The organism is Mucilaginibacter lappiensis, from assembly GCF_050433765.1.
Classification (GTDB): domain Bacteria; phylum Bacteroidota; class Bacteroidia; order Sphingobacteriales; family Sphingobacteriaceae; genus Mucilaginibacter; species Mucilaginibacter lappiensis_A.
Genome location: NZ_JBNPWP010000006.1, coordinates 199708 through 213276 on the forward strand (window position 1 = coordinate 199708; position 13569 = coordinate 213276).

Sequence of the window (13569 nt, forward strand, 5' to 3'; positions counted from 1 at the left end):
ATAACTCAAGGCTCATAACTCAAGACTAAAAAAGATGAGTGTTATTTTACAAATTGAAACCGCAACCACTTCCTGTTCAATAGCATTGGCCATTGATGGCAACGTTTTGGCTTTTAAACAAGTGAATGAACGTAATATACATGCTGAGGTAATTACCTTATTTATTGACGAACTGATAAATACCGCGGCCTTAACCTATAACGATCTTGATGCTATTGCAGTTAGCTGCGGCCCGGGCTCATATACGGGCTTGCGTATTGGTGTATCAACAGCCAAGGGCTTATGTTTTGCTCTTAATAAGCCGCTTATAGCCATTGAAACGCTGGAAGCTATGGCATACAGCATAATAGGCGAAAAAATTATCTCTGTTGATAAAGACGTTCTTTTATGCCCCATGATTGATGCACGGCGCATGGAGGTTTACTGTGCCTTGTTTAATACTGATGGTTTAAAAGTGCGGGCTACTGCTGCAGATATTATTGATGAGCATAGTTTTAACGAGCTTTTAAGCAACCATATGATTTTATTTTTTGGCGATGGCGCCGATAAATGTGAGGCTGTTTTAGGAGCCAACAACAACGCCCAATTTTTACCGGGCTTTGTTAATTCGGCAACCTTTCTTACCCAAAAAGCAGCAGAGAAGTTCGATAAAAAGGAATTTGAGGATGTGGCGTATTTTGAACCTTATTATCTCAAGGATTTTATAGCCGGAAAGAAAGCCCTGTAATTATTGATTGGTTTTAAACAGGCGCCCAAATAAGCGACCTAAAAATCCCTTTTCGCCCATAGGGATGGTGCTGGCATTCATGGGATGTTCAATTACGTGCCCAAACTTTAAAGTAAACCCTAAATAAAAATCACCACCTGAGTAATTTCCTTCATGCATTATTTGAGTTGTGTTTTGTAATGAGGCCAGTGCAAGTCTGCCTGTATTTATTAACCTGTCAGTACCTACAAAAAACTCAACATTGGGCGATTTGATCATAAATTGAGTACCAACGTTGAAAAATTTCATATCATCATAACTGGTTGTAAGGGTAGCGGTACACAGGCCAAACTGAAAGTGGTTAACCAAAGCCCCTGTAAAACCTGTAAAAAATAATTCTTTCGAGGCAATGAGCGTTGGTGAATATTTTAATGTGTTATTATCGCCAAGCCAATAGCTTTTAGTAGCGCTCAATTCGGCACGGCCATTTATTGGTGTTGTGAATGATTGCATCACACCATTATTTTTTAATAATTTATGGGTCCTGTTGTAAATGGTATCCTCGCGATGTGCTGTTGATAAATCATTTAAAGGCTCGCTGTTGTCAAAATTGTAAATGTTTGACCGTTTGCTCCAGTGTATAAAACCAAGATCTTTTACGTTGGCTTGTATAGTTATATGATCATCCGTTTTGTACGATGCGCCTAAACTAATGGCAGCACCAGGGTTACGGAATGTTGGCAGGTAATCATGCGATGTCATGAGGCCGGGAATATAGCTATCATAATAACTGCCTTTGAGGGCCAGAATAGCTGTTGGCTTACTGGGATCGGTCCTGTCAAAATTGATTTGTGATTCTGTAATATTGATTTTTTGATATTGTATCCCAAGTAAACCGCTTATTTTAAAACCCAGGGCAATTTTATTATTAATACGTTCGCGATATGAAAAACCTATCTGATGATAAGCCTGGTAGCTATAAGAATCATTAAATATATTGCTATAAGTATTCCTGGGAAAATCTGAAGCGCCGTTTAACAAGGCAAGAGACTCGTCAGAAAAAAGGCCCCGGCTTTCAACCTTTGTCTGTGCCGAAAAACCCATCTCTACATCGCCATTTAAACTGGTAAACACCTTAAACATGATGGAATAGGCATTAATGTTTGCATTAAAATGATTGTATTTATTCTGACCAATTTTTAATTTTTCAGTATCATAATAAGCGTTATTTGAAAATAGCCGGCTTTTAACGCCCGGCTGCATATTTCCTGTTAAATAGGTATTAACATCAAAATTTGGTATCAGAAAATTAAATGCAAGCTGCCTGCTTGAATCGGGTATGAATGATCTTTGTGAAGGATTTTCAAAAGAATCAAAAAGAGTACCTGTATTATACTGTGAAAATTGTTGCGCTGAAGCCGATAGGGAGAGGAGTATTAAGCAAAAAACAATTAAGATTTTATTCATACAATGTTCACCAGCCTTCAGTTTTTGTATCGGCCTTAAAGATAAGCTTCAAAATTGAATATTGATAAATAATTAAGATTCAATATTACATTTTAACGTAATTGATGGTATATGGTTTTATAAATTAACTAATTATTTACAGCAGCGGTATCAACATTATTTAGGCGCATACAGAAATTGGTATAAAAGTTCCTGTCTGATGCAGCAAACTGGCATGCCGCTGCGTAAAAACTTTTCCAGCCGGGATTGTTTTTTTCAAAAGCCTCATAAAAAGGATCTTTCAAATCTCTTTTTAATATAGATTGTGAGTTTTTAAAGTTGATGAAAAAAGCCACATTGCTTCTTTCGGCCAGTAAATCATCAAACTGGTTATATTGCTCAATCTTACTTATAAATTTACGATTGATGTAAGTATCGGTATAGCTTACCAGTTCTGATGGGGTAGTGGCCAGCACAAGGTAGTTATCCAGGATCATAAAATAAGGTCTCCTGAAAATACTAAAGGCATCGCCCAATAAATAAAACGGGAGCTTATCATAGTTAAACTGACCAACATTATCATTGGTCATGGTACTGATGTTCATCATCAATGGTAATAACTTTGACCCATCCTTAACCGAGATAATTGCATATTTTTCCTGGTAACGAGTGGTTACCACTGCAAATTCATTACCTAACAAGTGCTCAAACTCCGGCTTTAAAAATAGTCCGGTCTCCGCTTTTATTTTGCTGAACAACTGATCTTTTTCATTGCCAATACCAGCTTTAACGTGCCATTGTGACAAACCTGATGAAAACTTTTGCGGATCAGAAACCGCAAAAGTTATACTATATGCCGTGGTAGCCGGAAAAATATCCTTTAAACGGTTAACCACCGGCTGCTGGGCTGCAAAAAGGTTTAAATAGCTGGCCGCATGGTTGTATTGCATATTGGTAAAGCCATTAAACATTAAAGCATCGTTTTTATAGTTTAAGCTTAAAGCAGCCAATGCCGGCAGCAGTTTAAAGCTTTTAAAAATATCAGTGTTCTTATTTTTAAAGATCTGGTCAAACAAGGGTGATAACTGCTCGTAATTGATGTACAGGTTGGCCAGAGAGTTGGAGTTTTGCTGCTCAGGCAATGGTACAAACACATTCCTGTTTTGATCGTCGCGATATAATATGCTTTGATCAATCAGCTCTTTTGAAAAACTGCCCGCAAAAATATTATCCTCTTTTTTAATAATGTAAAAGTGCTTGTTGATGGCTTTAACTAAAACATCATATTCAAGACCAATGTTATTACGTATAGTGCTTATTGTTAAACCGCTATTGGGCTTCGCGTTTAACCTGGTAAGTATATCTGTTTTAAAATCGCCTGCTGCTGTGGTGGTTATGAGTAGGTTAAGATCGTTTGTGTTTGATGGGTGTATGGATATAAAAATATTTTGCCCGGTAAAAAACTGATCAAGCAGGGGGGATGCCAATAGTAGTTTGCGCAGGGTGTCAAGATCAGCAAGTTTGTTTTTGCCGGCAACAGCGCTTAATAACTGGCTGCCTTTAAAAATGTCATAAAATCCTTTTTCATTATTAAATTCAAATACCGCTGTAGCATTATCAGGAATAGTACGCATTACCTGACTGGTGCGTACCCCGGGCGGACTTAAATTTTTAAAGTAAACAACCGTTATGGTTATAGCCGCGGCAAGCAAAATTAAGGTGGTAACTATCAGTCGTTTCATAGCGGGTTGCCTTACAAAGATAGAATTTTACCTTGCGGCATTAAAGTAATACTTTCATTTGGTTAACTTAGCTTTTTATATCTGCATGAACAAACAAATAATCATTACCGCTTCGGTTTTTGGTATGCTTGCTGTTATAACCGGTGCCTTTGGTGCTCATGGTTTAAAAGCCCTGCTACCCGCAAGTCAGCTCGAGGTATGGCACACTGCTGTACAATACAACTTTTATCATGTATTTGCATTGTTATTCCTGTCAACTTTTGCAAAGTTTAAAAACAGGTTAATAACCTTAGCTTATTATTTTTTCACTTTCGGTATTGTGTGTTTTTCAGGTTCATTATATCTGTTATCATGCCGTAGTATATTGGGTTGGGACTGGCTGATAGCCTTAGGCCCAATTACACCACTGGGCGGCTTGCTGTTCATTTTAGGCTGGCTGATGTTAGCTCTTGCTGCTTTGCGTAATAAATAATTTCGATTTGGGGTTTCGGATTTTCGATTTCGAATTTTAAAGCATAGGATTTAGTAATTAGGATTTAGAGTTTAGTATTTAGAATTTACATGTTAGAATTTGCTGAAATTGAACATACCGACCGTAAAACGCTTTTTGCCGAAGTGATTTTGCCGCTCGCAATTTCAAAAAATTATACCTACCGGGTTCCGTATGATCAAAATGATGCTATAGCTATTGGCAAAAGGGTAGTAGTACAGTTTGGTAAAAGTAAGCTGTACACCGCCATTGTTAAGGAGATCAGTACCCAGGCCCCGGAAAAGTACGAAGCCAAGTACATTATTGAAATTCTGGATGACCACCCGGTAGTGACCCCGCATCAGTTACACTTTTGGCAATGGCTGGCCGATTATTATATGTGCAACATTGGCGAAGTGATGAATGCCGCCCTGCCTGCCGCCCTGAAACTGGCCAGCGAAACCCGCATTGTACTTAATAAAGAGTATGAAATTGACCGCTCGACTCTGCACGATAAAGAGTTTTTAATTGTGGAGGCCCTGGATATACAGCCTGAGCTAACGGTGAGTGATATTGCCAAGCTGCTGGGCCAAAAAACGGTAATGCCTATTCTGAAACTGATGTTTGAGAAAAACATCATTCATATATCAGAGGAGGTTAGTGAGCGCTACAAACCCCGCAAACGTACTTTTATTACGCTAAACCCGGTTTACAATAACTCCGACAATTTACGGGAACTGTTCCCGATACTGGAGAAGCGGGCTCCAAAACAAGCTGATGCGCTGCTGGCCTATATTAAACTATCGCGCCATCAAAAGGCCATCACCAAAAACGAACTGATTGAGGAAAGCGGTGCAGGAGAATCAAGCATTAAATCGCTTATAGAAAAAGAGATCCTTTTTGCCGAGGAAAAAAATGTGAGCCGTCTGCATTTTGAGGAAGATGAGGAGTTTAATAGGAATTTTGAACTGAGCGAACAGCAAACCGAAGTGCTGCAAAGTATCCGTACACAGTTTACAGAAAAAGATGTGGTGCTGCTGCATGGGGTAACCTCGTCGGGAAAAACACAGATCTATATCAGGTTGATAGAAGAGATGATGCGCAATGACAGGCAGGTTCTTTACCTGCTGCCCGAAATTGCACTTACCACGCATATTATTGAGCGCCTGCGCATGTATTTTGGAGCTGATATTGGTGTTTATCATTCCCGCTTTAATGATAACGAACGGGTGGAGGTTTGGCAAAAGGTGCTGAACAATGATTATAAAGTAATATTGGGAGCAAGGTCGTCGGTTTTTTTGCCGTTTAATGATCTGGGGCTTATTGTTGTTGATGAGGAGCATGAAACTTCCTATAAACAGTTTGACCCGGCACCACGGTATAATGCCCGCGATGCGGCTATATTTTTGGCCAGTATGCATCAGGGTAAGGTGTTATTGGGTTCGGCAACGCCATCATTCGAAAGTTATTTTAATGCGCGCAATAACAAATACGGCTTTGCTGAGCTAACTGAACGGTATGGCGGTGTACTGCTGCCTGAAGTGGAGGTAGTAAGCATCAGTTATGAAACCAAACAAAAAACTATACAATCGCACTTTACCAGTGTGTTGATGGAGGGTATTAAACAGGCACTGATTAATAAAGAACAGGTGATCCTGTTTCAAAACCGACGTGGTTATGCCCCGGTACTGATGTGTAAAATATGCGCTTATACGCCCAAATGCATTAATTGCGATGTAAGCCTTACCTATCATAAAAGTAGCGGCAAGCTGCACTGCCATTATTGCGGCTATAAAGAGGATTCGCCATCAATTTGCCCGGCCTGTGGATCAACGCACCTGGAATACAAAGGCTTTGGTACCGAGAAGATAGAAGATGAATTAAGCTTGCTATTGCCCGATGCCCGCATTACCCGTATGGACCTGGATACTACCCGTGCCCGCAATTCGCTGCAAACCATACTGAACAACCTGGAAGAGAAAAAGATAGATATACTTGTAGGCACGCAAATGGTAGCCAAAGGGCTCGATTTTTCGGACGTTACCCTCATTGGTATCATTAATGCCGATAGCCTGCTTAAGTTTCCTGATTATAGGGCCAATGAGCGTAGTTTCCAGATGCTGGCTCAGGTAAGCGGCAGGGCAGGTCGCAGAGGTAAGCAGGGCAAGGTTGTGATACAAACCTATGACCCTCATCACAGGGTGATAAAACAGGTGATAGCTAACGATTATAATGATCTGTATTTTACAGAGATGGAAGAGCGTAAAAGCTTTAAGTACCCCCCATTTTATCGCATCATTAACCTGGATATTAAACACAAGGATCCTGAAATACTATATAATCAGGCCAATTACCTGGGTAATGAGCTGCGCAAGCATTTTGGTGAACGGGTGATAGGTCCGGAAGCACCACTTATCAGCCGGATAAGGAATTATTATATCAAATCGATCATGCTTAAATTTGAGAAGGATGGTATATCTATTGTTAAAGCCAAGGCTATCCTGCGCGATGTGATCGTTCAGTTTCAAACTACCAAACTGAGTAAGGGCAGTATCATACAGCCCGATGTTGATCCTTATTAAAATTTATTAGATTGTCATTCTGAGCATAGCGAAGATCTATTAGCCGATATGTATGTGGCCGAGTGGATCCTTCGCTATACTCAGGATGACAAGGAGCTTCGGAAGATAGCTTCGTACCCTCGCAATCGCCTCTGCTTTTATGCTTTAAAAACAGTATAAACTTTTTATTGGCTAACACATAATGAATTACCTTTTGTTACGTTAGTAATCCCCCTAAATACTGAAATTCCTGCTAACTTTGCCTTATAAATGGCTTATAAGTATATTGATAATTACCGCGAGAAAGGTGCCCGGAAACGATTGGTTGACATCCTGCAAAAAAAAGGTATTCAGGATGAAGGGGTTTTATTGGCCATTGGTAAAGTGCCGCGCCATTACTTTTTTGATGAAACTTTCTGGAATCAGGCTTACCATGATATCGCCTTCCCAATAGGTGAGGGACAAACCATATCCCAACCTTACACCGTTGCTTACCAAACCGAACTGCTGCATATCCGTAAGGGGGATAAAGTACTGGAAATAGGTACGGGCTCGGGCTATCAAACTTGTATTTTGATGGAGCTTGGCGCAACAGTTTATACCATTGAACGGCAGGAAAAGCTTTACGAACGCACCAAATTTATCCTCCCCGAAAAAATGGGCTACAAGCCACACTTTTTTTGTGGCGATGGTTCTATAGGCAAGGCGGCATACGCACCTTATGATAAAATCCTTGTAACTGCCGGTGCACCCACTGTACCTGATGTATTATTAAAACAATTAAAGATAGGCGGCATCCTGGTGATACCCGTTGGTGACGAAGAAACCCAGAAAATGGTCACTGTATTAAAAGTTGCCGAGCATGATTATGAAAAAATGGTGCTGGATACTTTTAGGTTTGTACCACTGGTAGGAGATAAGGCCTGGTAGAGCCCCCGGCCCCCTAAAGGGGGAGCTTTTTGATTGGCAAATTTAAGTTAAATTAAAAGGCCTGCTTGTGTATCAAGCAGGCCTTTTAATTTTTAAAGCTCCCCCTTTAGGGGGCCGGGGGAGGCTCTACCTCTTCATCACCCTGTCCATTTCAATTTTGGTATCGCGTTCTTTCAGTGTTTCGCGCTTATCGAAGGTCTTTTTACCCTGGGCAAGGCCTATTTCCAATTTAGCAAAGCCGCGTTCGCTGATGAACAGGGCAAGGGGTACAATAGTTAAACCCTTTTCTTCGCCACGGGTAAGCAGTTTTTTTAATTCTTTTTTGTTGAGCAGCAGCACACGGTCGCGTTTGGCCTCATGGTTGTAAAACGAGCCATAGGAATATTCGGATATATGCAGGTTGCGTACAAATAACTGGTTGTTAATAAACGTACAAAAAGCATCGTTAATGTTGGCTTTTCCTTCGCGTATCGATTTAATTTCGGTACCCAGCAGTTTAATACCGGCTACATATTTATCCAGTATGGTGTATTCAAAATAAGCTTTCTTGTTCTTTATATATATTTTATCCTCAGTCATTTTTCCCTACTGCTTTTGCTGCAAACTTACATAAAATTTCGCCTTTCAAATTTTGCAGTATCTACAAAAACCGGCATTGCGTTTAACAAATTATTAGTGCTGTGGTTTTACCACCAGTACGGGCACGTTTACCATGTGCCTTACAGAGTTAACGGTAGTACCAAAAATAAGATCTTTAAGCCCCTTGTGCCCATGTGAGCCCATCACTATAAAATCAATATTTTCGTTGTTTACAATTTTGGCTATTGACCTGGCCGGGCTACCGTAGCCAATTTGTGCATGTGCCTTATAACCCAGATTTTCAAGTGCGGTAACGTATTTATTTAGATTATCAACATCGCTTTGGGTTTCACTATCCATTACTTGTTTGCCATAATAGCGTGCACCGGCGGTTTCTACCACGTGGATCAGGGTGTAATCTGCCCGTTTTCCGCCCTGCATAATGGCGTGGCGCAGGCAGTCGTTATCGTTTTTTGAAAAATCAATAGTAATGGCAATATGTTTGTAAATTATAGGATTAAGCTCAGTAATGGCACTGGCAATGCCATGGGGTACAACAAGCCGGTCTTTATGTTTATACAACATTGGCCTAAAAAACACATATAAAAGTAATAAAGCAATACCAATTACAATAGGCACTACAATAGTGTAAATCTCAAAAGCAGCAGAGGGGTACTCTTTTATCCAGTCAATTATTTGTTCGTAAACCAATTTACCATTCAGCGCTACTATTATTGCAGCGCTTGCCCATGCCACTAATTTTACTTTAAAGCTGATAGCAAAATTGCCCATCCGTTTTTTATCAGATGTAAAGTGGATGAGTGGGATAACCGCGAAACCCAGCTGAAGGCTTAATACTACCTGACTTAATATGATCAGGCTGCCCAGTGCGTTTTCGCCAAAATAAATAATGGTAAAAACGGCTGGTACAATGGCCAGCACGCGGGTAAGTAAACGGCGCAACCAGGGCTCAATACGCAGGTTAATATGCCCCTCCATAATGATTTGTCCGGCAAGGGTACCTGTTATGGTTGAGCTTTGGCCCGATGCTATTAAGGCAATAGCAAAAAGGGCAGGAGCAATTTTGCCGAAAATATGCTCGAGCAGCTTATAGGCATCCTGTATTTCGGCAACCTGAAAATAACCGTTCTTGAAAAATGCGGTTGCTGCCAGGATCAGTATGGCCGCGTTTACCAAAAAAGCCAGGTTAAGCGCTATAACTGTATCGAACAAATTGAATTTAATGGCCGATTTGATACCTGCATCTGTACGTGTGATCTGCCGGGTTTGCACCAGTGAAGAATGCAGATAAAGGTTATGCGGCATTACAGTGGCGCCTATGATACCGATAGCAATGTATAAGGCATCGCCTGTTAAATTACCTGGTGTAAAACCTTTGGCAATTTCAACTATATCGGGTTGTACAATGAACATCTCTATTAAAAAAGACAGGCCCACAATAAATATCATCGATATAATAAAGCCCTCCAGCTTGCGCATACCTTTGTTCATGAGGTAAAGCATAAGCACGGTATCGGTTATGGTAAGCGATACGCCCCATATCAATGGCAGGTTGAACAGTAATTTTAATCCGATGGCCATACCGATGATCTCGGCCAGATCACAGGCTATAATGGCTATCTGGGCCAGTATATACAGGCAAAAGTTTGCAAAGCGGGGATAGGCATTCTTGGAGGCCTGCGCCAGATCGAGCCCGCGCACAATGCCAAGCCTGGCGCTCAATGATTGTAAAAGCAGGGCTATGAGGTTTGATGCAAACAATACCCATATCAGTTTATAACCAAAGGCACTACCCCCTGCAATATCGGTTGCCCAGTTACCCGGATCCATGTAGCCCACGCTTACCAGGTAGGCTGGCCCCAGGAAGGCCATTATTTTACGCCATCCGGCTTTGTTTTCGGTGGTGACCGAACTGTGTACATTACCTAATGATTGGGTTTGGTTATTATTGTTCATAAGGCTATTAATAGATTATTGGCCACTTCACGGCTGATGTGTACTTCTTTTTTATTTTCAATTTTTAAAACCACAGAATGATCAAACGCTATAATTTCGGTTATGGCTATTTTTTTTCCTATGGTAAGTTGTTGTTTTTCGAGATATTGTAAGAACGACGAAGTATGGTCGCGCACTCCTGATATGATCCCGTTATCATTAACACTCAAGGCCGAGATAGGCTTAAGCTCAGATGATTTAAACCGGCCATTACAATCGGGTATAGGTTCGCCATGTGGATCATGCTGCGGGTAATCCATAAATTTATCCAGTCTGTCAATCAACTCTGCCGATGATATGTGTTCCATTTCTTCGGCCATATCGTGTACCTGATCCCACTTAAAGTTTAGTTTCTCTACCAAAAAGTACTCCCACAGGCGGTGCTTGCGAATAATGTTTACAGCAATTTTTTCGCCCGACGGAGTAAGGCTTACACCCTGGTAACGGGTATAGTTTATTAAAGCCTTATCTGCCAGTTTTTTTAACATATCTGTTACCGACGATGCCTTGGTATTTAATGATGCGGCAATTTGATTGGTGCTCGCATTTCCGGCATCCATGGATAAGTGATAGATGGACTTTAAGTAGTTTTCCTCGGCTAATGTGTTCATTTATACAAATCTAATAAAAAATTTAGACTTATCTAAAAATTTAAATTACGGGAAATATATTTTTGTTGAAGTACTTTATTGAAAAATATAATTTTGCGAAGTGAGGAAAACTGTATATTTGCATACATTATTGTAAACTAATGGGTGCCGAATTAGACAAAATAGACCTTCAAATACTTAAGATATTACAGGAAAACGGAAGGATAACCAACCTTCAACTTTCAAACGAGATAGGGCTTTCACCAGCACCTACTTTAGAGCGTGTTCGTAAACTGGAGAACGCGGAATATATAAAAAGCTACCATGCCCTTGTTGACGAGGAAAAATTGGGGCTGGGCATCAAAACTTTTATACAAATATCGCTCGATTTTCATCAGAAAAATACCATCCAGACATTTTTGGATGAAATAAAACATATTAAAGAAGTTACCGAGTGTCACCACGTAACCGGTCAATGTGATTTTTTACTAAAAGTTTACGTGCGCGATATCAAATCATACGAACAACTGATCATGGAAAAGATAAGCCGCATCACTGTGGTTAAAACTTTCCAAACCATGATGATCATGTCTACCAGCAAAAAAGAGCCGATAGTACCATTGGAGTATTAGCCCCCAGCCCCCTAAAAGGGGAGTTAAAATATAAAAGGCCTGCTTTATGATAAATAAAGCAGGCCTTTCTATTAAAATGATTTGCTAATCAAAAGCTCCCCCTTTAGGGGGCTGGGGGGCTAAATCTGCCAGTCAATTGTTTTCTTCCCTTCTTTTTCAAGGATCTCATTGGTTTTAGAAAAAGGTTTGCTCCCAAAAAAACCCCGCTCGGCCGAAAAGGGCGATGGGTGGGCCGATCTTAGAATAAAGTGTTTCTTTTCATCAATCAGTACTGCTTTTGATTGCGCAAAGGCTCCCCATAGTATAAATACAATACCTTCTTTTTTATCAGATATGGTTTTGATCACTTCGTCGGTAAACTCTTCCCAACCCCTTTTTTGATGCGAGCCCGGGCTGCCCGCCCTAACAGTTAGGGTTGCATTTAATAGCAGCACGCCTTGTTTAGCCCATTCTTCAAGATTTCCATGTGCTGGTATTTTAAAGTCGGGTATATCTGTTTGCAGCTCTTTATAAATATTAATGAGCGAACGGGGTGTGGCAATGCCTTTTTGCACCGAAAATGAAAGCCCATGTGCTTGATTTGCCCCATGATAGGGATCCTGACCTAATATAACCACCTTTACATCATCAAAGTGAGTAGTGTTGAAGGCGTTGAAAATATTGCCGTTTTTTGGATAAACTACCTGACCTGTTTCTTTCTCCTGTTTTAAAAATTGCTTTAGTTTTATCATGTAGTCCTTGCCAAATTCGTCTTTTAAAACTTCCAGCCATGATGGTTCTAATTCTATCGCCATAAATATTGATATAATGTTGGTTAAGCGTACAAATTAACAGATATTTGTGCTTAATATAGTATCACAAATTATGTCAAATATTGTTCGGTTAATTATTGCCTGTGTAATTTTCGGTGCGGCCGTTGCGCTTTGTGCCTTTGGATTTTGGGGCTGGGGTATTTTAGTTTTATTTTTAGGTGGTATATTGCTGCTGAGCTTCTTTTTTAACGAGAACATGATCATATCGCAGTTTTATCTGCGGAAAGAAAACTCGGAAAAAGCTGAGTTATGGTTAATGAAGATCACTGATTACGAAAAGCAACTGCATAGAAATCAGCATGGTTATTATAACTTATTAATCGGCTTGATCGAGTCGCGTAAGGCTCCCATGAAATCAGAGAAATACTTTAAAAAGGCGCTTTCATTGGGTATGAAAATGTCACACAATGTAGCTTTGGCCAAATTGAGCCTGGCTGGTATATCAATGGCAAAACGCAATAAACGCGAAGCACAGATGTATCTTTCAGAAGCAGCAAAAGATGATAAGAATAAACTACTTGCCGATCAGATAAAAATGATGAAAGGGCAATTAGCTCAAATGGATAAACAGGTAGTAAGGGGCGGTTATCGCCAGTTCTAAGAAAAGAAAAATAAAAATAAAAAGAGGCGAAAACATCGCCTCTTTTTATTTTTCCTCGATAGGGCTGTAATAATCAGGCTCTGATGAGTGGTTTTGATAAGGTTGAATAATACGGTCTGTGTATACATCGCTCTCGTCAGATGGGTTGGCCACTTCAACCAGTTTCAGTAAACTCCTGATGAATGATAAGTTGAAGTTACTTCTGTTCAGCTTTATCAGGTATTCGTTCTCGGTGATCTCCAGAATTGAATTGGTCATGACTTTTTTGAATAGTTGTTTATTGCAAGTATAACCAACATAATTAAACCTAAAGTGCTGTTTGCTTTAAGCTTTCATTAACAAATTGTTATTAAATTACTGATACAGAGTTTTATATATTGAATTTAGGTCTTGTCTGAACCGGGATTAAGCAGATTTATGGATTTTTCTCAATCCGATCTAATCCTTTAATCCCATAAATCCTGGTTCAGACAAAAAAAAAGAGA

General features: G+C 40.1%; 13 protein-coding genes. 6 read left to right on the plus strand and 7 right to left on the minus strand.

What is annotated here, in order from left to right; genetic code table 11:
• Positions 1–34 precede the first annotated feature (34 nt).
• The gene (tsaB, locus tag M2273_RS19260) at positions 35–727 is read left to right on the plus strand and encodes a tRNA (adenosine(37)-N6)-threonylcarbamoyltransferase complex dimerization subunit type 1 TsaB (RefSeq protein WP_429399390.1); all 693 of its coding nucleotides are present in this window, start codon (positions 35–37) and stop codon (positions 725–727) included.
• Here tsaB and M2273_RS19265 read toward each other — a convergent pair whose 3' ends face one another.
• Both M2273_RS19265 and M2273_RS19270 read right to left on the minus strand, forming a co-directional pair.
• Positions 728–2173: a DUF5723 family protein gene (locus tag M2273_RS19265; RefSeq protein ID WP_429399391.1), complete on the minus strand. Its 1446-nt coding sequence runs from the start codon at positions 2171–2173 to the stop codon at positions 728–730. It abuts the gene before it with no gap.
• Between the two features lie 128 nt (positions 2174–2301).
• A complete protein-coding gene (locus M2273_RS19270; RefSeq protein WP_429399392.1) occupies positions 2302–3894 on the minus strand; it encodes a hypothetical protein in 1593 nt (530 codons plus the stop codon).
• Positions 3895–3979: 85 nt separating this feature from the next.
• Between M2273_RS19270 and M2273_RS19275 the strand changes: the two genes are divergently transcribed.
• The 3 genes from M2273_RS19275 to M2273_RS19285 all read left to right on the plus strand — a co-directional run bounded on the left by M2273_RS19275 (position 3980) and on the right by M2273_RS19285 (position 7854).
• Entirely contained in the window at positions 3980–4366 is a 387-nt protein-coding gene (locus M2273_RS19275; protein ID WP_429399393.1) for a DUF423 domain-containing protein, read from the plus strand.
• Positions 4367–4455: 89 nt separating this feature from the next.
• Positions 4456–6945, plus strand: a complete 2490-nt coding sequence (priA, locus tag M2273_RS19280) for a replication restart helicase PriA (protein ID WP_429399394.1) — start codon at positions 4456–4458, stop codon at positions 6943–6945.
• Between the two features lie 249 nt (positions 6946–7194).
• Positions 7195–7854, plus strand: a complete 660-nt coding sequence (locus M2273_RS19285; RefSeq protein ID WP_429399395.1) for a protein-L-isoaspartate(D-aspartate) O-methyltransferase — start codon at positions 7195–7197, stop codon at positions 7852–7854.
• 126 nt (positions 7855–7980) lie between these two features.
• Here M2273_RS19285 and smpB read toward each other — a convergent pair whose 3' ends face one another.
• The 3 genes from smpB to M2273_RS19300 all read right to left on the minus strand — a co-directional run bounded on the left by smpB (position 7981) and on the right by M2273_RS19300 (position 11060).
• On the minus strand, positions 7981–8433 hold the full coding sequence (smpB, locus tag M2273_RS19290) for an SsrA-binding protein SmpB (protein WP_429399396.1): 453 nt from the start codon (positions 8431–8433) through the stop codon (positions 7981–7983).
• A gap of 93 nt (positions 8434–8526) precedes the next feature.
• Positions 8527–10410 (minus strand): Nramp family divalent metal transporter, encoded by a 1884-nt coding sequence (locus tag M2273_RS19295; protein ID WP_429399397.1) that lies wholly within the window; start codon positions 10408–10410, stop codon positions 8527–8529.
• Complete coding sequence (locus M2273_RS19300; protein WP_429399398.1) at positions 10407–11060, minus strand: metal-dependent transcriptional regulator; 654 nt, start codon at positions 11058–11060, stop codon at positions 10407–10409. The genes M2273_RS19295 and M2273_RS19300 overlap by 4 nt, the downstream gene beginning before the upstream one ends.
• A gap of 140 nt (positions 11061–11200) precedes the next feature.
• Between M2273_RS19300 and M2273_RS19305 the strand changes: the two genes are divergently transcribed.
• Positions 11201–11671, plus strand: a complete 471-nt coding sequence (locus M2273_RS19305) for an Lrp/AsnC family transcriptional regulator (protein ID WP_183568176.1) — start codon at positions 11201–11203, stop codon at positions 11669–11671.
• A 119-nt stretch (positions 11672–11790) separates the two neighbouring features.
• Here the strand turns inward: M2273_RS19305 and ung are convergent, their stop codons facing one another.
• A complete protein-coding gene (gene ung / locus M2273_RS19310) occupies positions 11791–12465 on the minus strand; it encodes a uracil-DNA glycosylase (RefSeq protein WP_429399399.1) in 675 nt (224 codons plus the stop codon).
• A gap of 70 nt (positions 12466–12535) precedes the next feature.
• Between ung and M2273_RS19315 the strand changes: the two genes are divergently transcribed.
• Entirely contained in the window at positions 12536–13084 is a 549-nt protein-coding gene (locus M2273_RS19315; protein ID WP_429399400.1) for a DUF2892 domain-containing protein, read from the plus strand.
• Positions 13085–13129: 45 nt separating this feature from the next.
• Here the strand turns inward: M2273_RS19315 and M2273_RS19320 are convergent, their stop codons facing one another.
• Positions 13130–13342, minus strand: a complete 213-nt coding sequence (locus tag M2273_RS19320) for a hypothetical protein (RefSeq protein WP_429399401.1) — start codon at positions 13340–13342, stop codon at positions 13130–13132.
• Between the last annotated feature and the right edge of the window lie 227 nt (positions 13343–13569).

Coding starts and splice junctions, on each gene's coding strand:
- tsaB (WP_429399390.1), top strand. CDS start 35: ATGAGTGTTATTTTACAAATTGAAACCGCAACCACTTCCTGTTCAATA.
- M2273_RS19265 (WP_429399391.1), bottom strand. CDS start 2,173: ATGAATAAAATCTTAATTGTTTTTTGCTTAATACTCCTCTCCCTATCG.
- M2273_RS19270 (WP_429399392.1), bottom strand. CDS start 3,894: ATGAAACGACTGATAGTTACCACCTTAATTTTGCTTGCCGCGGCTATA.
- M2273_RS19275 (WP_429399393.1), top strand. CDS start 3,980: ATGAACAAACAAATAATCATTACCGCTTCGGTTTTTGGTATGCTTGCT.
- priA (WP_429399394.1), top strand. CDS start 4,456: ATGTTAGAATTTGCTGAAATTGAACATACCGACCGTAAAACGCTTTTT.
- M2273_RS19285 (WP_429399395.1), top strand. CDS start 7,195: ATGGCTTATAAGTATATTGATAATTACCGCGAGAAAGGTGCCCGGAAA.
- smpB (WP_429399396.1), bottom strand. CDS start 8,433: ATGACTGAGGATAAAATATATATAAAGAACAAGAAAGCTTATTTTGAA.
- M2273_RS19295 (WP_429399397.1), bottom strand. CDS start 10,410: ATGAACAATAATAACCAAACCCAATCATTAGGTAATGTACACAGTTCG.
- M2273_RS19300 (WP_429399398.1), bottom strand. CDS start 11,060: ATGAACACATTAGCCGAGGAAAACTACTTAAAGTCCATCTATCACTTA.
- M2273_RS19305 (WP_183568176.1), top strand. CDS start 11,201: ATGGGTGCCGAATTAGACAAAATAGACCTTCAAATACTTAAGATATTA.
- ung (WP_429399399.1), bottom strand. CDS start 12,465: ATGGCGATAGAATTAGAACCATCATGGCTGGAAGTTTTAAAAGACGAA.
- M2273_RS19315 (WP_429399400.1), top strand. CDS start 12,536: ATGTCAAATATTGTTCGGTTAATTATTGCCTGTGTAATTTTCGGTGCG.
- M2273_RS19320 (WP_429399401.1), bottom strand. CDS start 13,342: ATGACCAATTCAATTCTGGAGATCACCGAGAACGAATACCTGATAAAG.